The sequence below is a fragment of the Verrucomicrobium spinosum DSM 4136 = JCM 18804 genome, from assembly GCF_000172155.1.
Classification (GTDB): domain Bacteria; phylum Verrucomicrobiota; class Verrucomicrobiia; order Verrucomicrobiales; family Verrucomicrobiaceae; genus Verrucomicrobium; species Verrucomicrobium spinosum.
On sequence record NZ_ABIZ01000001.1, the window covers coordinates 1,764,085 to 1,784,853 of the forward strand.

At 61.9% G+C, this 20,769-nt stretch carries 18 protein-coding genes; 10 read left to right on the top strand and 8 right to left on the bottom strand.

The genetic code is table 11. The features are described from left to right. Positions 1-25: 25 nt before the first annotated feature. The 3 genes from VSP_RS34230 (at position 26) to pbpC (ending at position 3,304) form a co-directional block, all read left to right on the top strand. Positions 26-607 carry a hypothetical protein gene (locus tag VSP_RS34230; protein WP_198141337.1) on the top strand — a complete coding sequence of 194 codons (582 nt, stop codon included), beginning with the start codon at positions 26-28 and terminating at the stop codon, positions 605-607. A 127-nt stretch (positions 608-734) separates the two neighbouring features. Then, on the top strand, positions 735-875 hold the full coding sequence (locus VSP_RS42010; RefSeq protein ID WP_157210771.1) for a hypothetical protein: 141 nt from the start codon (positions 735-737) through the stop codon (positions 873-875). 152 nt (positions 876-1,027) lie between these two features. Continuing rightward, complete coding sequence (gene pbpC, locus VSP_RS06810; protein ID WP_009959607.1) at positions 1,028-3,304, top strand: penicillin-binding protein 1C; 2,277 nt, start codon at positions 1,028-1,030, stop codon at positions 3,302-3,304. 15 nt (positions 3,305-3,319) lie between these two features. Here pbpC and queA read toward each other — a convergent pair whose 3' ends face one another. The 4 genes from queA to VSP_RS06830 form a co-directional block, all read right to left on the bottom strand. Further along, positions 3,320-4,294: a tRNA preQ1(34) S-adenosylmethionine ribosyltransferase-isomerase QueA gene (gene queA, locus VSP_RS06815; protein ID WP_009959608.1), complete on the bottom strand. Its 975-nt coding sequence runs from the start codon at positions 4,292-4,294 to the stop codon at positions 3,320-3,322. A 24-nt stretch (positions 4,295-4,318) separates the two neighbouring features. Then, complete coding sequence (locus VSP_RS06820; RefSeq protein WP_009959609.1) at positions 4,319-4,867, bottom strand: DUF3592 domain-containing protein; 549 nt, start codon at positions 4,865-4,867, stop codon at positions 4,319-4,321. A 57-nt stretch (positions 4,868-4,924) separates the two neighbouring features. Further along, positions 4,925-5,698, bottom strand: coding sequence for an SDR family oxidoreductase (locus VSP_RS06825; RefSeq protein WP_009959611.1), 774 nt, complete (start codon positions 5,696-5,698; stop codon positions 4,925-4,927). Between the two features lie 84 nt (positions 5,699-5,782). Then, a complete protein-coding gene (locus VSP_RS06830; RefSeq protein ID WP_157210772.1) occupies positions 5,783-7,168 on the bottom strand; it encodes an apolipoprotein N-acyltransferase in 1,386 nt (461 codons plus the stop codon). Positions 7,169-7,469: 301 nt separating this feature from the next. On the opposite strand from VSP_RS06830, the gene VSP_RS06835 reads away from it, so the two are divergent. After that, entirely contained in the window at positions 7,470-8,090 is a 621-nt protein-coding gene (locus VSP_RS06835) for a hypothetical protein (protein ID WP_157210773.1), read from the top strand. 34 nt (positions 8,091-8,124) lie between these two features. Here VSP_RS06835 and VSP_RS06840 read toward each other — a convergent pair whose 3' ends face one another. The 3 genes from VSP_RS06840 to VSP_RS06860 all read right to left on the bottom strand — a co-directional run bounded on the left by VSP_RS06840 (position 8,125) and on the right by VSP_RS06860 (position 13,000). Next, positions 8,125-9,207, bottom strand: coding sequence for a sugar kinase (locus tag VSP_RS06840; RefSeq protein WP_009959616.1), 1,083 nt, complete (start codon positions 9,205-9,207; stop codon positions 8,125-8,127). Positions 9,208-10,759: 1,552 nt separating this feature from the next. Further along, positions 10,760-11,878 (bottom strand): Ldh family oxidoreductase, encoded by a 1,119-nt coding sequence (locus tag VSP_RS06855; RefSeq protein ID WP_009959619.1) that lies wholly within the window; start codon positions 11,876-11,878, stop codon positions 10,760-10,762. A gap of 162 nt (positions 11,879-12,040) precedes the next feature. Further along, positions 12,041-13,000: a phosphoglycerate dehydrogenase gene (locus tag VSP_RS06860; protein ID WP_009959620.1), complete on the bottom strand. Its 960-nt coding sequence runs from the start codon at positions 12,998-13,000 to the stop codon at positions 12,041-12,043. 160 nt (positions 13,001-13,160) lie between these two features. Between VSP_RS06860 and VSP_RS34235 the strand changes: the two genes are divergently transcribed. Continuing rightward, entirely contained in the window at positions 13,161-13,406 is a 246-nt protein-coding gene (locus VSP_RS34235) for a hypothetical protein (protein ID WP_009959621.1), read from the top strand. A gap of 550 nt (positions 13,407-13,956) precedes the next feature. On the opposite strand, the gene VSP_RS06870 is transcribed toward VSP_RS34235, so the two are convergent. Next, the gene (locus tag VSP_RS06870; protein WP_009959622.1) at positions 13,957-16,116 is read right to left on the bottom strand and encodes a TonB-dependent receptor plug domain-containing protein; all 2,160 of its coding nucleotides are present in this window, start codon (positions 16,114-16,116) and stop codon (positions 13,957-13,959) included. 263 nt (positions 16,117-16,379) lie between these two features. Between VSP_RS06870 and VSP_RS06875 the strand changes: the two genes are divergently transcribed. The 5 genes from VSP_RS06875 (at position 16,380) to VSP_RS06895 (ending at position 20,660) form a co-directional block, all read left to right on the top strand. Beyond that, positions 16,380-17,711: a sensor histidine kinase gene (locus tag VSP_RS06875; protein WP_029190236.1), complete on the top strand. Its 1,332-nt coding sequence runs from the start codon at positions 16,380-16,382 to the stop codon at positions 17,709-17,711. A gap of 24 nt (positions 17,712-17,735) precedes the next feature. Beyond that, entirely contained in the window at positions 17,736-19,130 is a 1,395-nt protein-coding gene (locus tag VSP_RS06880; protein WP_009959624.1) for a sigma-54-dependent transcriptional regulator, read from the top strand. Positions 19,131-19,310: 180 nt separating this feature from the next. Then, entirely contained in the window at positions 19,311-19,694 is a 384-nt protein-coding gene (locus tag VSP_RS06885; RefSeq protein ID WP_009959625.1) for a rhodanese-like domain-containing protein, read from the top strand. Positions 19,695-19,792: 98 nt separating this feature from the next. After that, positions 19,793-20,110: a heavy-metal-associated domain-containing protein gene (locus VSP_RS06890; protein ID WP_009959626.1), complete on the top strand. Its 318-nt coding sequence runs from the start codon at positions 19,793-19,795 to the stop codon at positions 20,108-20,110. Positions 20,111-20,192: 82 nt separating this feature from the next. After that, complete coding sequence (locus tag VSP_RS06895; protein WP_009959628.1) at positions 20,193-20,660, top strand: thioredoxin family protein; 468 nt, start codon at positions 20,193-20,195, stop codon at positions 20,658-20,660. Positions 20,661-20,769: the final 109 nt, after the last annotated feature.

Consider the following 20,769-nt stretch of genomic DNA (forward strand, 5'->3'; position numbering starts at 1 on the left):
GATGGCGATGTACTCTTGGAGAAGCATGAGTGAACTGCAGCGTGGTGAGACGCTGCGGCTGCGGCAGCAGTTAAAGCTGCCGCAGCATGGCCCTGCTCACCGTAGAAGTTTTGGACCTGGACAATGGATGTTGACTGGGGCGTGTTTCGAACATCAGCCGTGGATCGGGGCGAGCGTTGACAGGATGGAGGAATTCGAGTCGGAGTTGGTTCAGGCATTGCAGGGGTGTTGCGATTCCGTGATGGCCTGGGTGGTGCTTCCAAATCACTACCATGCGCTTGTGCAGACGGCCGATATCCGGGCGGTGCTCGCATCGATTGGCAGAGTGCATGGCAGAACCGCCCACAAGTGGAATGGTGAAGACGATAGGCGGGGTCGGCAGGTGTGGTTCAGATGTGCGGAAACCCTGATGAAGAGCGAAGCTCACTTTTGGGCGACAACGAACTATGTTCACCACAATCCTGTGAAGCACGGGTATGTGAGAAAGTGGACGGAGTGGCCTTTTAGCAGTGCGTCCAGTTATCTGAGCGAGGTAGGGGAGACTGAGGCGGCATTGATATGGAAGAAGTTTCCCATTCATGAATATGGAGCGGGCTGGGATGAATGATGATCAAATACCGCCGACTAAAGTCGGTACTCCAACCATGCTGCCGGGGTTGAACCTACTTGGGAGGTTCGGAAGCCGGGTTGGAGTACCGACTTTAGTCGGCTCAGTGGCGAGGCGGATAGTCCGCGTGGGGCTCATCACCACCCTCACCCTGGCCCTCCTCTACCTCCTCCTCCCCAAGCCGGAGCTCTACCCGCCCAGCACCCCTTTCGTCCGCCAGGTCTATGACCGGCACTTCGAGACAAACCTTGCTGTGAACCCGATATGAATATGGAGCGGGCTGGGATGAATGATGATCAAATACCGCCGACTAAAGTCGGTACTCCAACCATGCTGCCGGGGTTGAGCCTACTTGGGAGGTTCGGAAGCCGGGTTGGAGCACCGACTTTAGTCGGCTCAGTGGCGAGGCGGATAGTCCGCGTGGGGCTCATCACCACCCTCACCCTGGCCCTCCTCTACCTCCTCCTCCCCAAGCCGGAGCTCTACCCGCCCAGCACCACCTTCTCCCGCCAGGTCTATGACCGGCACGGTCAACTCCTGAACCTCACGCTCACGGCGGACGGCAAATACCGTGTCCGGCTCGCGCTCGACGACTTCAGCCCGGATCTCATCGCGGCCACGCTCCAGCACGAGGACCGCCACTTCTACACGCACCCGGGCGTGAACCCCGTCTCCCTCCTGCGGGGCTTCTGGGGCATGGTATCTCGCACACCGCGCGGGGGCGGGTCCACCATCACCATGCAGTTCGCGCGCCTGCGTTATGATCTGGAAACGCGCTCGATCAGCGGCAAGCTCGTTCAGGTCTTCCGCGCGCTGCAACTGGAGCGCCACTACTCCAAACCCCAACTGCTGGAAGCGTACCTCAATCTCGCACCCTATGGCGGCAATGTGGAAGGCGCGGGTGCGGCCAGCCTGCTCTGGTGTGGCAAGCCGGTTCATGAAATTTCCCTGCGCGAGGCGGTGGCGCTGAGCGTCATTCCGCAGAGCCCCTCCCGCCGCACGCCCAAGACCAAGGAGGACAACGAGAAGCTCGCGGCCGCGCAGTATCGCTTGTTCCAAAGGGTGCAGACCGCTCGCGGACTCCGGGCAGATCCGCTGGATGGCACTTTTACCCTGCGGCCGGATCGCACCGTGCCCCGCGATGCGCCGCACCTGTCCCGGCGTTTGCTGGAGGAGACCCGCAACGACCTCGTGCAGAGCACGCTCGACGCCGACAAACAAAGAACCGTGGAGGCGGCTCTGGCTGACTACCTGGGTCGCAAGCGGGAGTTGGGCATCCGCAACACCTGCGCGATCCTCGTGCACGCCCCCTCACGGGAGGTGCTGGCTTATGTGGGCTCCGGTGGCTTCCTCAATGAGGCCATTCAAGGTCAGGTGGACGGCGTGGTGGCCCGGCGGTCTCCGGGTTCTGCGCTCAAGCCCTTCATCTATGGCCTGGCTCTCGACCAGGGATTGATCCATCCCCGCACCTTGCTGCGGGACTCCAAGGCCAGCTTCGGCGAGTACAATCCGGAAAATTTCGACCGCGGCTTTGCCGGTCCCATTTCTGCCTCGGAGGCGCTCTACCGGAGCCGGAACATCCCGGCCGTGTCCCTGACCCAGCGACTGGCCGCTCCGGGGCTGTACGGCTTCATGAAACAAGCTGGCGTGGCCCTGCCGAAGTCGGCGGATCACTACGGTCTCTCGCTGCCGCTGGGAGGGGGTGAGGTGACCATGGAGGAGCTGGCGGGCCTGTACTCGCTGCTGCTCGACGATGGCCGCCCGCGCCCGCTCCGGTATCTGCATGAAAAGGTGAAGGAGGGCGCGCCTCAGCAAATCGCCGAGCCGCTGCTCACTCCGGAGGCTTGTTTCCTCGTCCGGGACATGCTCACCCTGCGGGAGGGGGACGATGCTGCGTTCGACGATCCCAACGTGCACTGGAAGACCGGCACCTCCCACCGCTTTCGCGATGCCTGGGCGGCGGGCATGCGGGGCGACTACGTGCTGGTGGTCTGGATTGGCAACTTTGACGGCCGGGCCAATCCCGCCTTTGTGGCCAGGGAGTGTGCCGCGCCCCTCTTGTTTGAGACCTATCGCCGCCTGCGTCTGCCCTTAAAGGAATCGCCCCCGCCCGCTGGAGTGGAGCGCATTGAGCTGTGTGCCGTATCGGGCCAGATGCCCACGCCTCATTGCCAGCACCGCCTGCATGGGTGGTTCATCCCCGGCGTTTCACCGGTCACGCCGTGCGACATCCATCGCGAGATCCTGGTGGATCCGCTGACGCACCTGCGGGTGCTGCGGGACGATGGAACCCGGGAGCTGCAAAGAGAGGTGCATGAATTCTGGACGCCTGACCTTCTTGAGTTGTTCCGGCAGGCGGGTGTTCCGCGCCGGGAAGCACCTGCCCTGGAGCCGGGATCGGCCCCCTCCTTGGCAGGGGGAGACAGCCGGACTGCGCCCCGCATCGTCTCGCCCCGCCCGGCGCTGGTGTACACCATCCGCGCCAGTGATCCCAGCCATCGCACCATCTCGCTCCTCGCGGAGACTTCGGCCGGCGTGCGGAAGGTCTTCTGGTTTGCGGGGCAGCAGTTCCTCGGGGCCTCAGAGCCAGCCAAGCCGCTGTCTTGGGAGCCGCGTGCGGGGAAGTGGACGGTCCAGGTCATGGATGACCGGGGCCAGTCTTCCTCCTGCCACATCCGGGTGGAGATGGTGGAGTAGTCCTTCTGGAGAGCCCTACAGGATCAGCATGCAGTCGCCATAGCTGTAGAAGCGGTAGCGCTCGCGGATGGCCTCCTCATAGGCACGGAAGATGAGGTCCTTCCCCGCCAGGGCGCTCACCAGCATCATCAGAGTGGACTTGGGCAGGTGGAAATTCGTCACCAGAGCGTCCACCACTCTAAACTCATAAGGCGGATAGATGAAGATGCTGGTCTCTCCTTCGGCTGCTTTCAACCCGCCGTGCTTCTGTGCGATGGATTCCAGCACGCGGGTGGCGGTGGTGCCGACGGCAATGACCCGGCCGGCTTCGTTGATACGCTGTGCTGACGCTTCACTGAGGAAATAACGCTCGGAATGCATCACATGGTCGGTGATGCGGTCTGCCTTCACTGGCTGGAAGGTGCCCACGCCCACATGCAGCGTCACAAACGTGTGCGGCACGCTCGCCAGCAGTTCGGGGGTGAAGTGAAGGCCCGCGGTGGGAGCGGCGATGGAGCCCTCGTGTTTGGCAAAGACTGTTTGGTAGCGCTCCTTGTCCTCAGTGCGCTCCTCACGCTCCATGTACGGAGGCAGCGCCAGGTGGCCAAAAGCCGCCTCGTCCACCATTTGGTCGAACTCGATGAGGCGGTCACCGTTCTCGTAGATCTCCTTCACCGTGCCGGTGGCGGAGCCGATGGCGATGGTGTGGCCCACGCGCAGCTTTTTGCCGGGCTTCACCATGCAGCGCCACAGGGTGGGCGTGGCAAAGGTGAGCCTGAGGAGCTCCTTCGTGCCGTCATTGGAGAAATACCGGGCGGGAAGCACCCGGGTGTCATTGAGCACCAGGAGGTCGTCGGGTCGCAGATACTTCGGCAGATCCGTGAAGGAGCGATGCTCAATCGTCCCGGATTCCCGATGCACCACCAGCATCCTTGAGGCGGAGCGGTCTGCCAGAGGTTCGCTGGCGATGAGCTCCTCCGGGAGCTGGTAGTCGAAGTCTGAGGTCAGCATGCGGTGGGGAACCGGCGCAAAGTTCTAGGCGTTAACACGAGGTGCCTCGTCCTTCTTGATGGCGGAGGGCAGGTAGTACGCCAGGGCGCAGCCGACAAGGAAGAACACGGCCCCAAGGCCAGGCAGCAGCAGGGTGACACCGGTCACGCCGGGTTCCAGCACGGCCAGAGACGGCTCCTTGGGGGAGTAGTGCACCGGCACCTCCGTGCCGAGTTTGTACTTGTTCTGGATGGTGCGCGCTCCGGCGGGATTGCTCGACCTGCTGTCACCAAAGGAGACCCGCTTCGCAGAGTAGGTGGTCCCTTCCACCTGGTAGTCATAGACCACGTTGGCGCTGTAGTTCGTGGAGCCCTTTTCACTGCGGTGACGGTCCACCTCTGAGATCACCACCTTGCCCGGCACGGTCGGCCAGTTCTTGCTGGCGGAGGCGTTGCGGAGGTTTGTCACTCCGGCATACATGATGCCGCCTCCCACCAGGATGAAGATCCAGGGGAAGATGATGGTCATGAAAAACCGCATGCCCGGCCCCATGGGGGCGCTGGGCGTGGATGAGTGGGTGGTGCGCTTGAGCATAGGTTGGCAGGCGATGGATAAAACAGGAACGTGCGAGCCCCGTTCGGCTTAGGCCCATCAGATCGTCATGGAGGAGTAGCCGCCGTCCACCACCATCTCGTGACCGGTGATGAAGGAACCCGCCGCATTGCTGGCGAGCAGGAGGGCGGCACCCACCAGTTCCCTGGCCTCGCCGAAGCGGGCGGCCGGGGTGTGCGCCATGATCTTGGCGATGCGCTCTGGCACGAGCACCTTCTTGTTCTGCTCGGCGGGGAAGAAGCCGGGCACCAGGGTGTTCACGCGAATGCCGAGCGGGGCCCACTCACGGGCGAGGTTCTTGCTCAGGTTGTGCACCGCTGCCTTGCTCATGGAGTACGTAAACACGCGGCTCAGGGGCAGCAGGCCGGACATGGAGCCCAGGTTGATGATGGAGGCTTCCACCTTGTTGTCCACGAAGTAGCGGCCGAACACCTGGCAGGCAATCACGACGGCCTTGGTGTTGATGTTCATGATGCGGTCATACTCCTCCTCCGGGATGTCGAGGAACGGGGTGGGGGAGTTCACTCCGGCGCCGTTGACCAGGATGTCCACTTTGCCTTGCTCGGCCACCACTTGGGCCAGCAGGGCTTCCAGCTCAGCGCGCTTGGAGGCGTCTGCGGCGATGAAGCTGCCCTTGCCACCGGCTTCAGTGATCGCGGCCAGGCGCTTTTCCGCCTTGGCTGCATCCCGACCCACCAGCACCACATGCGCCCCGGCAGCAGCAAAACCTTCAGAAATGGCACCGCAGAGTTCGCCGGTGCCGCCAATCACAACAGCGGTTTTGCCAGACAGATCGAAGAGGGAAGTGGACATGGAACGGATCGTTGGGAGGGATGGAATTGAGCCCTTAAGGGCGGTCAAACATGGCGGGATGACCGGGGAGAGCAACCCCCAGTGTCAGCTTCTTGACCGGGAAAGGCAGCCCCAGAGCATCCAGATCCCTGCCGCCGTGATCACGACCCCGGGGAACATCCACCCCCAGCGGGTGTAGAAGGTGAGTTGCTGCTCCCGACCGACGACTCCCTGGAGAGTGCCTTCCGTGAGGGTGGGGAGGCGGGCGGTGACCTTCCCCTTGGGACTGACGATCTGGGTCACTCCAGAGGAGGAGGCCACGGCGAACCAGCGACGGTTTTCCGCAGCGCGGATGCGGACGAGTTCGGCGTGCTGCTCATGCTGACGGGCCCCCCAGCGGGCGGGATCCATGCTCGGAACGGCAAAGAACTCGGCCCCTGCCAGCGTCATGCGGCGGGGGACATCTTCGAAGTCGTTGTCGAAGCAGATGGAGGTGCCGATCTGGCCGAGAGTCGTGGGGATGGGCACGAAGCTCTGCCCAGGAATGCCTTCGTTGAAGAAGTGTACCAGGTGGTGCTTCACGTGCGTGCCGAGAGCTCCGGTGGCATCCAGCGTGAGGGCGGTGTTGTACCAGCCCCGCTCGTCTGGAGAGGGGGTGTAGGTGCCCAAGGTGAAAGTGCGCTGATGCAGTTGCGCCTCGTTTTTCAGCCGGGCCCATTGATCTGGCACTCGTCGCGGATCTCTGGACGTGCTGATTTCCGGCCAGACCACGAGCTGGACATCTGCTCCGGCCTTTTGGCTGGCCGCCAAGTGCTGCTCGAAGTCCGAGGACTCGTTCTGCACGAGCATCACTTTTACGGGCGACTTGGGGGCAGCAGGCTTCTGGGATTCAGAGACCCAGACTCCGTAGAGGAATGGGGACAGAATGACGATCCCGCCATGGATGGTGGAGTTTTTCTGTAGGAAGCCGGTCCCCAGCACCACGCCAAAGCTGGCCCCATACACCCCGATGAGCTGGAGCATCTGATGTGGACCCATGGCCAGCCCCGGCGTCGCCCAGGAGAACTCCAGCCAGAAGTGTTCTGAGCGGATGTACTCACACGCCAGCCAGCAGGCCGCGATGGCCAGATTTCGTTTTCCAAAGCTGGCGATGCGGGATTCGATGATCCCGTGAAGCCAGCCAAAGACCCCCGTGAAGAGCGCCAGGATGGCAAAGAGCGCCAGGCTGAAGGCTCCGAATACCTGCCACAGCCAGGTGAGCGTGCAGGCATAAGCTGAGAAGCCGAAAACAAAACCCAGCCGCGCACCCGTCTTCGGCGACTGCCCTTGCAGCGCTTTTAGCAGGAGAAAAAGGGCGGGCACCACCGCCCAGCGCCATGTCAACGGAGCGAATGCCAGGGAGAAACATCCTCCGGCAAGGATCACTTGTAGCCAGTGACGGAGGCGAGCGCCAGCGGCTGCGGCGGGAGGAGTTTTTTGTGCGAATGACACGCCGCATCCTGCCGGAAGTTTCTGCTACAGGCAAGTAAAGCATCTCCAGCAGCGGATGAGCTGTGGCAACATTCCAGGTGAACGCGATAAGCAGGGGCGAGCTGCCGACAGGTCCCAGAAGACCTTTCGCGGCCGTCCCTACGTATCCCTTTGGAGATGTAGGTCCTACCGCCAGTCCTTGACCGGACCCGCATGTCCGACCAAGGTTGCATCAACGGCAATGTGGAAAGAGATACTCATATTTTTGGCGGGCCTCGTCTGCGGGATGGGTGGCCTGTTCATATGGTATGGCCTCCGTTTCATGTCGGATCTCAAGACGGCCCGCCACGCCTCGGCAGCGGAGCTTTTCACCCATGAGCCGGGCGAACGGGACCGGGCAGCTCTGGCCGTGGTAGAGGCCTGCAAGAACCGCATGCGCTGGCACACGAACCCGAATCCAGAGTGGTTCCCACCCCTCGTGGAGGAGATTCCCCGGCTGGTAAAGGAGATCGCCGTGGTGTACCACCCTGACTCGCCGCACCCGCTGCTGGCACCGGGCTTGAGCCACTTCACGCGCGCCATTCAGCTCGCAGCCACGGATGTGACCGACTTCCTGCAAACCCGCACGGTGGGCAAGCTGGTGGACGTCAGTGCGCACACCGCCTACAAGACCTGGGAAAAGGGGAAGGAAATGATGCAGCACGAGACCGTGCAGAAGCTCAACAAGTGGTACAAGCGGCTGCTGCCCGTGTGGCAGGTGCTGCGCTGGAACAGCCCCCTGACCTGGGCCTCCATGGCGGTCTCCAACGTGGCGGCGCGGACCCTGCAGCCTGCCATTGTGGACATCGTGGCGCGTCGCGCCGTGGAGCTCTACAGCGGCCGGGTCATGACCAAGGGCACGGCCCCCGGCCTGCTGAAAATGGAGAACGGGGAGCACCCGTAGGCGACTCCCCGTTTCAAAGAATGGCTGCTACAGCCTATCGCTGCACCTTGGCATCGCCGCCTTGAGCCAGCTTCAGCACCTCGGCCAGCGTGGCCATGCTGGTGTCTCCCGGCGTGCTCATGGCGAGAGCGCCGTGGGCCGCACCCAGATCCAGGCTGAGCTGTGGCGTCTGGCCAGTGAGCATGCCATACACAAGGCCTGCCACAAAGCCGTCGCCCCCGCCAATGCGATCCATCAGATCGAGGTGGGGGTAATTTTTGGCGCGGTGGAACGCTCCATCCATCCAAGCCAGCGCACCCCAGTCATTGCGGGAGGCGGTGTGCACGCGGCGGAGGGTGGCGGCGGCCACTTTGATGTTGGGATAGCGCTCCAGCATGCCGGTGATGCCCTTTTGCAAGGCGGCGGATTGGGCCGCGAAGATGTCGTTGGGATCGTCGTTCCCGGCAATCGCCGCTGGCTCGTCGTCCGTCAGTACGCCGAACATGACATCCACATACGGAGCCAGGCGGTGGTTCAGGGCCTGGGCTGTGGGGAAGCCGCCCCGGGACTGCCAGAGGGAGGGGCGGTAGTTGAGGTCGTAGGAGACCGTCACGCCGTGGCGCTTGGCGGCTTCGCAGGCCTCGATGGTGAGCTGGGCCGTGGTCTCGGAAAGGCCGGCGAAGATGCCGCCCGTGTGCAGCCAGCGCACACCGCCATTGGCAAAGATCTCATCCCAGTTGTAGTCGCCCGGCTTGAGCTGGGAGGCAGCGCTATGGCCGCGATCCACGCAGCCCTTGGCTCCGCGAATGCCAAAACCGCGCTCGGTGAAGTTGATGGGGTTGCGCACGGCGCGACCGATGCCGTCGTACGGCACCCATTTCACGTGCGTGGTGTCCACCCCGCCTTGCAGGATGAAGTCTTCCAGCAGGCGGCCGATCTCATTGTCCGCAAACGCCGTCAGCACCCCCGTGCGGAGGCCGAAGCAGCGCCGCAATCCGCGGGCCACATTGTATTCCCCGCCACCTTCCCAGGCGGTGAACTGGCGGGACGTGCGAACGCGGGACTCGCCCGGGTCGAGGCGCAAAAGGACTTCACCCAGGGCGAGGAGATCGAAAGAGGCGGTGGACGGAACGGACATGAGCCCGGTCAGCTAAGCGAGCGGGAGACCGGGCGCAAGTTTCCAGTGGGCGGTGGGCAGTGGGCAGTCAGAGTGGCTTGAGACCAAGGTTCTTCAGAAGGTGCTCGATCTTGCGCTGGCTATAGAAACCCTGGATCGGAAATCTGACTGGGGACTTAGAGATTCGCTCTCAATCGCGAGGATCGGCGGCGAGGACGCCATGTGAAATTGAACACAAGCTGCTGGAAGGTGCCGACTCCGAGGATCAGAGAGGCGATCAGCCCCTCATGCGAGTGAGTGGCCAGTCTGCGACGAACGGGGCTGGGTGGTGTCATCGGGGTGTTGGGAACGTGCTCGCCTAGCTCCAGCAGGTCCGAATGATGACCGTGCCCCGGTTTGGAAGCCTGCACAAACGTCCCATGACGTTTCCTCCGCACCTCACACCCAGACCACCCTGGGTTGTAGGCGACCGCTCCGGTTGCCTCAGTCCGTCAGGAGACACTTGCGGCAAGCGGAGCGCTTGCCCTACAGGGCGTCTGGGGCGGGGCGGAGTAGTCACAGTTCCGCATGCGGGCCTGTTCCGCCCGATTTTGCGACACCATCGACACCCTTTTTGTAAGTTCACCAAAACAGGGAGGGGGTGTTTTTTTGGCGTAACTTGGAAAAAGGGTGTCGATGGTGTCGCAGTTTGGTGATATCGGCGTGAAGACGAAGCTCGGGCAGCACACGACATCGCATTTGTGTGACTTGGAGGTGTTGATGGCAGTGGGGAGAAAGCAGATGCGGTCGGCCTTCCCACCTGATCAACCTTTACGGAGGTACCCAACGTTGACTCGCTTAGGGCTCGTCCAACGTTGGGCTGTGTTAGAGATCCCCGTTGGGGATCAACTTCGAACTGAGGTGGCGACCAAGGAACCGGCTCTGCTCAATCCGAAGTCAATCCCTGAAAGGGATTTATAGCCCAGCCCAGGGGTTGGACGAGCCTCAAGCGAGTCAACCCTGGGTACCTCCAAGGACGATGATCAGGTGGGAAGGCCGACCGCATCTGCTTCCTCCCCTCCGTCCTCAACACCCCCACGTCAGTTGGACCTGATGTCATGCGCTGACTGACGTTCGCGGCAAGATGCCGCGAACAGCACGCAAGATGCGTGCGCTCCCCGAGCCGCCCCCTCGTTTCCTTGACCCCCTCAGGATGGATGTCTGACTGCTGCTGGCTGTGTCGGTGTTTCTTAGGACTCAAGACAATCTGCCCGTAGCGATTGGTCTCAATTTTGTAAGGCAGATCGGCCAGAGACCGATCTGCGCAGATTTCGTCCCAAGTGAGCGTAGGCATGGTAGCTGGGGCTGTTCCAAGCTAAGAATCCGCCAGTCGCTGGAGACTGGCAATGGCACCCATCTCGAATCTGTGCGTTGTAGAGCTTCGCTAGTCCTGAGTCCCTATCCGAGATTGTCCCTTCTGCGATGCCTGCCAGTACGAGTTGGTTCGAACGGAACACCATAGGAGCATTGCCCTCATTAGTGTTCCGTTAGTGTCAATTAGTGGTTAAATGCGCTCGCTCTTGAACGCGGTGTCCTACACCTCGTAGCTTGGCAAGGCTGCCACGTCGAACTTCGGCAGGCCGCACTCTTCGGCGATCTCGTTGAGCGCCTCCACTTCCGCATCTGTGAAGAGCAGGCCACCCGCCTTGGCGGTGTGGCGGGCATTGTCTGCCTCGGGCTGGCCGGGCAGCATGCACTTCTCATTGCCGTGGCCCAGGATGTCCTGGAGGACGGCTTTCACGTTCTGGGACTGGTTGCGGCCCTTCGCGAAGAGGCCGGAGCCGATCGCGTCGGGATGAATCACCTGGAAGTAGAAGCTGCTGGTGCGCTTCTCGCCTGCTTCCAGAGGCTTGTCCTTGAAGTCAGGATGGCCGCCGCCGCCGCGGATAGTCGGCAGGGAGCCGCCGATGAGTGCTCCCATCACCTCGATCAAGAGGGAGAGACCGTAGCCCTTGTGGGCACCGAAGGGCAGCAGCCACTGGGCCTTGTGTGGGTCGTCAGTCGGGTTGCCTTCGGCATCCACGGCCGCACCGGGAGGCAGGGGCTTGTTCTCACGGCGGAGCTGCTGCACGCGGCCCATGGCCACAGTGGAGGTCGCCCAGTCGATCACAATCGGGAACCCGCAGGCCTCGGTGGTCGGCAGGCCCCAGGAGTGCGGGTTGGTGCCCAGCACGGGGAACTTGCCGCCAAAGGGCACCACCTCACCGAGGGTGGAGGTGCAGTTCGTGTAGGCGATGTAGCCTTTCTTGGCCGCATCCATGACATAACCACCGCCCCAGAGGTAGTGGAAGGCGTTGTCCACGCTCACCTGGCCGATGCCGTATTGGTCGGCAAGCTTCATGCAAGTCTCCATGGCCTCGAACGCCACGCTCTGGCCGAGCTTGAGCTGGGCGTCCCAGACCTGGCTGGCGGCGAAGGGCTTCTCAATGACCTTGATCTCCGCACCGGGTTTGCAACCGCCCACAGCCGAACCAAACAGGTGGTCCAGATGCAGCGCCTTGATGGCATTATGGGTGCGGATGCCGTGGACGGAAGCCATCTCACAGAAGCGGGCGGCGTCTTCCGCCTCGGCGGCGGTGTAGCCGCGGTGGGTGTAGGCTTTGCGCACCAGATCGTTGTGCGCCGCGGTGGGAAGAATGCGATACGTTGGCATTTCGGTAGATCAGTAATTCGGTGACTCAGTAATCCAATACTCCAATACTCCAGGACTCCAATACTCCAGGACTCCAGGACTCCAGGACTCCAGGACTCCAGGACTCCAGGACTCCAGGACTCCAGGACTCCAGGACTCCAGGACTCCGGGACTCCATCCGCCCTAGAACTTGTTGGCCTGGATGACGTCCTTCTCGCCCTTGAGGTAGTTCACGAGGTTGAGGGTGGCGCGCATGGCCTGGCGGGGCACGCTCTCGTAGGTGCGGGAGCCGATGTGCGGGGTGATGAGGGCCTTGGGGTGCTTGAGCAGCGGGTGGTCGGCCGGCGGGGGCTCTTCGTCGAGCACGTCCGTGGCGTAGCCGCCCACGGTGCCGGCGTCCAGCGCGGCGATCATGTCGGGCATGTTCACCAGCTCGGCGCGGGAGGTGTTCACCACCAGCAGGTCCTTGCGGCAGAGTTTGATGCGTTCGGCATTGACCAGATGGCGGGTGGATTCGCTGAGGTTGGCGTGCAGGCTCAGCACGTCGATCTCCGGCAGCATGGTCTCGATCTTCTCATGGCGGGTCACGCCGTTTTCGGTGGCAAACGCCTCGGGCCAGTAGGGGTCCAGAGCGTGCACCTTCATGCCAAAGGCGATGGCGCGTTTGGCCACTTCCTGACCGATTCGGCCCAGACCGACGATGCCGATGGATTTGTTCCAGATCTCATGACCGGTGACGCGCTTCCACTGGCCGTTGCGGACGGCATTGGCGGAGTCCACAAGGTTGCGCACCTGGGCCAGCAGCAGGCAGAAGGTGTGCTCGGCCACGGTGGTGTGGTTCACGCCCGGGGTGAAGAGCACCGGCAGCTTGGCGGCAGTGCAGGCGGTGACGTCGATCTTGTCCAGGCCGATGCCGTATTTGCTGATGACCTTGAGGCGGGGCAGGGATTTCTCCAAGACAGCCTGGGTGATTTCGTCGTCGCCGCAGAGGAAGGCGTCGAACTCGCCAGCGAGTTCCAGCATGCGGCTCTCTGGGAGGGGCCCGCGCTCACGATGGATCTCGAAGCCCTGGGATTCAAGGAGGGCGTGGTGGTCGCCAGGAGTGTCCTGGTACGAGGTGGTGGTGAGGAGGACTCGGGTCATGGGCTGGGCAAAATGGGCGGAGAGGGGGACATAGCAGAAGCTCCGCGAGAGTCCAGCAAGATGGCAGTGAGGGGATCAGTCGATGGACAAGGACGGGGAAACGGGTAAGTTTATTGCCCCCTTTCACCTTCCCGGAATCCTGAAGTTCTAACCAATTTATATGGAAAAGCAGCTCGACAATGGCCCCCAGCCGCTGGACGCCATCCTCACGGAACTGACGATCAGCAATCACGACCTCGTGGCCGCCTGCTCAGAGCCGCTGACTCACAAGGCGGTGCAGCGGGCCCGCAAAGGCCGTCGCCTCACGCCCAAAATGAAAGTCCGCATCACAGAAGCCCTCAACGGCCTCCTGCGCGACCGCACCCTGGACCGCCAGTTTGCGCTGAAGCAGCTCTTTACGTATTGAGCCGGTTTTTTTGCCGCGCGGTCCTCATGTCGTCCGGCGCCGCAGTCGTATGGCGAACCGAGCCGCCTAAAGGCCAATGCCATCGGGGAAAACGCATCGTCTTGCTGTTTGCCTTGGCGCGCCTCGGAGCCGCGATGGTGCAACCGCCACGACTGTAACTGGTGAGCCCCTTTCAGAAGGGCCGAAGGTCCGGGTTCATACCAGCCTGGGGCAGCGCCCCAGGTTAGGGGTTGAAAGAAAATCGGAGGGCTGAAGGCCCGGCCTCATCAATCCTGCCCACGACGAGCATCCCTGAATGACGTCGGGCCTACAGCCCTCAACATCTAAAACGAGCGCCTACCTTGGGTGTTGCCCAAGGCTGCAATGATGCCGGACCTTCGGCCCTCAATACTTTCACAAAAGGGAGATGCTCGACCTCTCCACTTTTCCCTGATGGCATTGGTCCCGCATGCGGGACGGTACTCCAACCCCGCTGCGGAACGGAGGAGGTAGTCCGGCTGTCCCCAGCCGGGGTCGGAGCGGAGGAGAGGGTGCTCTGTGGCACCGCGCTTCAGAAGCGAAGCTCAGCACCAAAAATGAAGTTCACACCTGGCTCATTCACCCCCGAGCCGTGGATCCGGTAGTCCTCGTCGAAGACATTTTCCACGGCGGCAGTGAGGGTAAAGGAGTCGGAGACACGCCATCCGCTGCGGACGGTCGCCACGGTGTAACCCGGAGTGCCGCCAGGAGGGATGCGTTGGGTGTCGCGCCGGTCAGAGGCGCTCAAACGGTCTTGGCGGTCGGCAATGAGTACGTTGCCTTCCACCCAATAGCGCCGGGAGGGGCTGTCCCAGCGCAGGCCGGCCAGACCCGTGATGGGCAGGAGACGGCTCAGAGGTTCTTCCACGCGGCGGGTGGTGGAGTCCGGGTAGCCCTCCACCTGACCGTCCTGCCAGGCAATGCTGCCATACAGGTGCCAGTCATCTGCGAACTGCCAGTTGAACTCAAACTCGATGCCCTGCACATAGCCGTCGCCAGCGTTAAGCTTGGTCACTTCGTCGAGTCCATCGATGACTCGTCCGGTGGGGGCCCGCACGATCATGTCGCTGATGTCCGTGTAAAAGTAAGTGAGGCTGGTGCTCAGACGCTCTGAGCTCCAGCGGATGCCCGCCTCAGCGGTCAGGTATTTTTCCGGGTCGAGCCCCTGAGAGGGAGTCTCCAGCTCATTGGACCGCGCGGTGTCGAGCCGGGAGAGGTCGGACAGGTTGGGCGCGCGGAAGCTCTGGGAGACACCGGTAAAGATCTTGAACCGCTTCGCCTCGTCCACGCTGTAGAGCAGGCGGGCGCTGCCGGAGAAGTCATGCCAGTCATCATCGAAGGAGATTTCGTCTCCGCTGATCGGGTCCTGGGCCTTGCCGACATCGGCCGCCGCGTAGGTGTAGCGGCCTCCCAGAGTGAGATCGAGGCGGTCACTGAGGGCCACGAGATCCTGGAAATAAACTCCGGCCAGATGGTACTCGGAGTCATCGGCCACGGGGCCCTGGATGGCGCTGCGATTGAAGCTGCCGTCCGCCTTGTAACGGTCGGAGAAGGAGTCAACGTTGTCGAAGTAGTAGTTGGCCCCGTAAGTGAGCGTGCCGATGGAGGTAAGGGTCTCGAACTGAAGGTCAATCCCCCAGGTGGAGACATCGAACCCGTCCACCCGGCTGGTGTGGTCTGCCGCCTTCCGGTGGTTGTCCTCGCTCTGCCAGTGGTGGGACAGCGTCAACTGCCAGCGGTCTGCGAAGCCGGTGTCAGGCGTGCCTTCCAGCCGGATGTAGCTCAGGTACCGGTCCTGGTCGAAGTAGTGTTCCAGTTCATTGCCCACCGTGCTGCCGGCATAGGGCACTGCGTAGATGGTGCGGTGCGTGCGCCAGACATCGTCCTGGATGAACTGGTTGTGCGCCACCGTCAGCTTGAGGTCGTCTGCCAGGAACACCTCCAGCTTGGCATCGATGCCCAGTTCATCATAGCCGGTGTGGGAGAGATCCCCCAGTTCAGCGGCATGCAGATCCCCGTACGTGCGACCGGTGACGCCGATGTAGAACCCGTACTTGTTGTACTCGCTGATGCTGCCTTCCAACCGGCCCATCCAACTGTCTTCGGCGGTGGCATAGCGGGTGGAGGCGGCACCCGTGATGTAGGGGCCAGTGGGGACAGGGGGCGCAACAGGGGCGACCTCCTTGGGCGACTTGCCGGAGCGTGTGGTGGTGACCGTTGGCGGCTCCATGTAGATGGGGCCCTTCGTCAAGGCATTGACAATACCGCCGATGGCGTCACTGCCGTAAAGAAATGATCCCTGTCCTTTGACCACCTCGATGGAACTCAAGCTGAGGGGATCGATCGTGCTGAAGTACTGGTTGGGACCGTCGCGAAAGACAGAGTTGTTCAGGCGGATGCCGTCGATGAGCCCCAGTGTCCGGAAACCGGTGAAACCGCGGATAAAGGGTGACCCTTGGCCATGCCCTGTTTGTTGGATGAACACCCCGGGCACCTCCTTCAGAGCTTCAGGGAAGCTTTGGGGTTGCATCTCGAGGATGCGGCGGGCGTCCACATCGCTTACGCTGTAAGGGACGTTTTTTGCCGGGGATTTTCCCCGTGTCGCCGTGACGATGACTTCGTCCGTTTCTGTCAGCGGCAGCTCTGCACCGGCAGCGGAAAGGCAAAAGCCAGTCGCCGTGGCGAAGAGCATTCTTTGGAGGGAGTGTGCGAGGGATTGCATGCGGGTTGCCCCCATTGGCACATTACATGCCAGCGCTTGCACAAATCCTCCAATCCCTAGTGGGACAAGGGTTTGGCAGCTTCGGGCAGGTGTGGCAACCAGGGGCAAAAGGGATAAAATTTACTCATGCGTGAAGCGGTGTGGACGATATTCAGCCATGGAAAATTCTCATGGTGTTGCGCCTTTGCAACTGCCCGGTTCTGTACCAGTTTTGCCGCTTCAATAACGATTCCATGCCTGCTCAACGTCTTCCCTGGCGCATTGTCCTCCCGTTCGCCGGGTTGGTGCTGGCGGGGTCGCTGGCGCTTTTGGTATGGATGGTGGTGATGGTGGGGCGTGAGGATCGGGCCCGGTTCGAGTCGCTGGCGCGCACGAATGCCGGCTTCATGGGGGAGGCTGGATTTCCTCCCACGGAGCGGATGGCGCGTCAGTTGGGGGAGGTGCTGGACATGGCGGTGGCCTTCCGCCGGCAGGGTAAGTTGATTCCTGAATCCCTGCCTGGTGTGCCGGTCGGTGAACTTCAGAGCTTTCCCGCAGACGGCTTTTGTCATGCGGTGGCGGCTTGGGAGGTGGTCGGCGTCGGTCTTCCGTCTGGTGGGGATCTTTTGTTGATCCGGCCGCTGAGGCCCGTGTGGCGGGGAGTCTCGCAGCCGCTGACCTTTGCGGTGCTGGGTGCCTTCTGGCTGCTGGCTCTGGGAGTGGGGTGGTTGGTGTCCCAGGGGTTGGTCCTGCCGCTGCGGAATCTCGCCTCGCGTCTGCCTGAGATTGAGAAGCCGGGCGAACTGGTGCTTCCAGAGGCGGAAAGGAACGATGAAATAGGCGATGTGGCGCGGGCCTTTGTGCGCACCCGGGATGCCTTGCATGAGGAGCGTGCCAAACGGGAGCAGGCGGAGAAGCTGGCGGTCCTGGGGCGGATGACCGCAGCGCTGGCCCATGAGATCCAGAACCCTGTCTCCGCCATCAAGATGCACGCTGAGCTGGCGGCCCTGGATGGGAATGCCCCGATCGCAGAAGTGATTGCCAGCGAGGCGGCCCGCATCGAGGGGCTCGTCAACCAGTGGATGTTCCTCAGCCGTCCGGAGCCACCGGCGCTTCAGATGGTGGATCTGAAGCCCCTGTTGGAGGCCGTGGTGGTCACGCATGGTCCGCAGATGCGCCATGCTGGTGTGCAGGTTCAGTTGGAGGTGCCGGGTGGCATCCAGATCATGGCGGACCGCAGGCGTCTGGTGCAGGTGTTCAGCAATCTGCTCATCAATGCCACCCAGGCAATGCCTCTGGGGGGGCTGACCCTGGTGACAGCCATCCAGGAGCAGGGGATGGTGAAAATCTCCTTTGCGGATGAGGGGAAGGGGTTCTCTCCTGAAGCCCTGGCAAGGTTCGCGGAATTTTTCTATTCTGAGCGTGAGGGGGGCATGGGTATCGGTCTCACCGTGGCCAACGAGATCGTCAAAGCCCATGGTGGCACGCTTTCCGTCGTCAATCTTGCGCGCGGCGCGGTGGTCACGGTGGAGCTTTCTCCGGCTCCTTCAGTGTCCGCCTCGCCCCTTCCCCAGTCTCTCCACTAGATCATCCATTCAACGACTCGTCCCATGTCTCGCATACTCATTATAGAAGATGAAGCCGCACTGGCTTCCGCCATCGGGCAGTTGACTCGCCGCATGGGATTTGAGCCATTGCTGGCTGCCTCCGCCGCGCAGGGGTTGGAGCAGTTGCGACGCCGTCGTCCCGACCTGGTGGTGCTGGACATCGGGCTGCCGGATCGCAGCGGTCTGGAGGTGTTGCAGGAGATCCGGAGCATCGATGCGGATCTGCCCGTGCTCATCATCACCGCCCACGGGCATCTGCAGAATGCCGTGGAGGCGAAAAAGCGGGGTGCCTCAGGTTATTTGGTAAAACCCCTGGACCTTCGCGAGCTGGAAAAGTCTCTGCAGGTGCTCCTTCAGTCCCAGGGGGATGGAGCCGTGGCGGCCGCGGTCCCGGACGCCTCCTCAGATTCCGCGTTGCTGATTGGCAGTGCTCCGGCCATGCAGCCGGCCTTTGCCGCCATCGCGCATGCGACCACCTCAGACGCCCCGGTGCTCATCACCGGTCCCACCGGCATCGGCAAGTCGCTGGCGGCCCGCGTCATCCATCTGCACAGCCGCCGCCATGCCGGGCCCTTTGTCACGCTCTCGTGTGCCAGCCTTCCGGAGAATCTGCTGGAGAGCGAGGTCTTCGGTCATGAGAAGGGCGCCTTCACCGGAGCGCTCGCCACCAAGGCGGGCCACATTGAGCGCGCTGCGGGCGGGACCTTGTTTCTGGATGAGATCGGTGAGCTCTCTCCCGCGCTGCAGGTAAAGCTGCTCCGTTTTGTGGAGGAAAAGGTCTTCTCCCGCGTGGGGGGGCGGGAGGACCTGAAGGTGGACCTGCGCATCATCGCCGCCACCAACCAGGACCTGGCGCAGGCGGCGGCCGAGAAAAGGTTTCGTGAAGACCTCTTGTACCGCCTGCGGGTGTTGGAGGTGCACTTGCCCCCGTTGCGGGAGCGTCTGAGTGACATTCCCGGTCTCTGCTCCTACCTCCTCGCCTCCGTCGCCGGTGACCGGAAGCTGGCGGTATCTGAAGAGGCACTCAGCGTCCTCCTTCGTCACGACTGGCCGGGCAACGTCAGGGAACTGCGGAATGTCATTGAGCATGCCGCCGCCGTGTGCACCGGCCCTCTCATCCTGCCCACCCATCTCCCCAGGGATGTGGTGAGCTCCCCTGCGGGGGAGACCTCCGGCTTCATCAGCGGGCTGGATGCCGCGCTCCACGAGTGGATTGAGGCCAGGCTTCGTGAAGGGATGAAGTACGACGCCCTGCATGAGGAGCTGGAATCGCGACTTTTGGCAGCGCTCTTGCCCCGGTTTGAGAATAAACCGACGGTTTTGGCCCGAGAAATGGACATGAACCGCGCCACGCTCCGCAAAAAACTGCGCGACCCAAGCAGTATGGAGGAAAACTAACGAAAAAGTTAATCAAGAAACAAAGAAGAGGCGGCTGCGGGTCGTTTCAGATGCGTAGTCGTACCGATGTCTCGTGGGATCTCTTCACCCTGATGGTGAAAAGGTCGCTCAAGACCTCGTTTTGTGGTCCGATTGCCGGACATTCCGTCAAAAAACTAAACATAACCTGCATCAGATATCATGAAGAAAGCACTCGCATTCCTTGCCGCAGCATTCCTCGCCATCCCAGCCGTATTCGCTGGTGAGTATCCCGATATCAGCATCGAGGACCTGAAGAAGGCCATCTCTGAGAAGAAGGTGACAGTCATCGACGTGAACGGCAGCAAGTCCTATGAAAAGGGCCACATCCCCGGGGCGATCGACTACACCGCCAACAAGGAGGCCCTTGCCTCCAAGCTTCCTGCTGACAAAGGCTCCCTTGTCGTGGCCTATTGTGGTGGCCCTACCTGCAGCGCCTACGCCAAGGCTGCTACGGCTGCCAAGGAGCTCGGCTACACCAACGTGAAGCACCTCTCCGCTGGCATCTCCGGCTGGCTCCAGGCGGGTGAGAAGACTGAGAAGTAAATTCTCTTGAATTGGAATGCAGTCTGGCTTGGATTTTTCCCGGTCAGGCTGCATTTTTTGTTTCCCGGTCTGACTTTTCTCTCGTTTCGTTATCTGTCATGAAGCGCCTTCTCTCCGTACTTCTCGCTGTCGCCGCCCTGCCTCTCTTTGGTGCGGATCCCGCCGCCAAAGGAACCGAGTACACCGCCACCGTGTCCGGCATGGTCTGCGCTTCCTGCAAAGCCCATGTCACCGAGGCGCTCAAAAAGCTCCCCGGCGTGACCGCAGTGGAAGTGACCAAGGGAGCAGAAGCCAACACCCAGAAGGTCACCTTTGCCGCTCAGGCCGACAATCTGACCAAGCAAGATGCCGTGAATGCCCTGGGGGAAAGCGCCAGCCGTTACCAGGTGCTAAGCCTCGAAAAGACTGCCAAATAAGTTTTTTGGAATATTTCCGACCCTTTGGGAGTCGTAGCTTCAGTGACCCGCGAGGGTCGCCCGTTCAACCACCCTGCCCTCCATGAAAACACTCATCAAATCGTTCGCCCTCGTTCTTCTCGCTTCTGCAGCCCTGGTTCACGCGGGTGACTTCCCCAAGGGGAGCCCCAAGTTTGAAACCAGCCTCCGGTCCGCCCTGAATGACGCCAAAAAGAACGGCAAGCCCATTGTGGCGGTGTACTCCGCCGTCTGGTGCGGCCCGTGCCAGGCCATGAAGAACAACGTTTATCCCAGTGATGCGGTGAAGCCGCTCCATGACAAGTTTAACTGGGCCTACCTGGATGCGGATGACCAGCGCAACGAAAAGGACATGAAGAAGTTTGGCGTGAGTGGCATTCCCCACATTGAATTTCTCAATGCCGCCGGGGAATCTGTGGGCAAGCAGGTGGGGGGCAACTCGCCAGAAGCCTTCGCCAGCAAGCTCAACGAAGTGCTCACCAAGGCTGGCACAGCCCCCGCAACGGCGGCCGCTGACAGCGCCAAAAAATAACCGGCCACCAGCCCCTTCCATCTCTCAAAACCGTGACTTCGCCAGAGCGATGTCACGGTTTTTTCACATAGGGGGAGTGGTGGGGCGGTGCCTGCCGGGAATCCCATCT

What these genes read in the sequence shown, in the direction of transcription:
- VSP_RS34230 (WP_198141337.1), top strand. Translation starts at nt 26, where the DNA reads ATGAGTGAACTGCAGCGTGGTGAGACGCTGCGGCTGCGGCAGCAGTTA.
- queA (WP_009959608.1), bottom strand. Translation starts at nt 4,294, where the DNA reads ATGCTGACCTCAGACTTCGACTACCAGCTCCCGGAGGAGCTCATCGCC.
- VSP_RS06820 (WP_009959609.1), bottom strand. Translation starts at nt 4,867, where the DNA reads ATGCTCAAGCGCACCACCCACTCATCCACGCCCAGCGCCCCCATGGGG.
- VSP_RS06825 (WP_009959611.1), bottom strand. Translation starts at nt 5,698, where the DNA reads ATGTCCACTTCCCTCTTCGATCTGTCTGGCAAAACCGCTGTTGTGATT.
- VSP_RS06835 (WP_157210773.1), top strand. Translation starts at nt 7,470, where the DNA reads ATGTCGGATCTCAAGACGGCCCGCCACGCCTCGGCAGCGGAGCTTTTC.
- VSP_RS06840 (WP_009959616.1), bottom strand. Translation starts at nt 9,207, where the DNA reads ATGTCCGTTCCGTCCACCGCCTCTTTCGATCTCCTCGCCCTGGGTGAA.
- VSP_RS06855 (WP_009959619.1), bottom strand. Translation starts at nt 11,878, where the DNA reads ATGCCAACGTATCGCATTCTTCCCACCGCGGCGCACAACGATCTGGTG.
- VSP_RS06860 (WP_009959620.1), bottom strand. Translation starts at nt 13,000, where the DNA reads ATGACCCGAGTCCTCCTCACCACCACCTCGTACCAGGACACTCCTGGC.
- VSP_RS34235 (WP_009959621.1), top strand. Translation starts at nt 13,161, where the DNA reads ATGGAAAAGCAGCTCGACAATGGCCCCCAGCCGCTGGACGCCATCCTC.
- VSP_RS06870 (WP_009959622.1), bottom strand. Translation starts at nt 16,116, where the DNA reads ATGCTCTTCGCCACGGCGACTGGCTTTTGCCTTTCCGCTGCCGGTGCA.
- VSP_RS06875 (WP_029190236.1), top strand. Translation starts at nt 16,380, where the DNA reads ATGCCTGCTCAACGTCTTCCCTGGCGCATTGTCCTCCCGTTCGCCGGG.
- VSP_RS06880 (WP_009959624.1), top strand. Translation starts at nt 17,736, where the DNA reads ATGTCTCGCATACTCATTATAGAAGATGAAGCCGCACTGGCTTCCGCC.
- VSP_RS06885 (WP_009959625.1), top strand. Translation starts at nt 19,311, where the DNA reads ATGAAGAAAGCACTCGCATTCCTTGCCGCAGCATTCCTCGCCATCCCA.
- VSP_RS06890 (WP_009959626.1), top strand. Translation starts at nt 19,793, where the DNA reads ATGAAGCGCCTTCTCTCCGTACTTCTCGCTGTCGCCGCCCTGCCTCTC.
- VSP_RS06895 (WP_009959628.1), top strand. Translation starts at nt 20,193, where the DNA reads ATGAAAACACTCATCAAATCGTTCGCCCTCGTTCTTCTCGCTTCTGCA.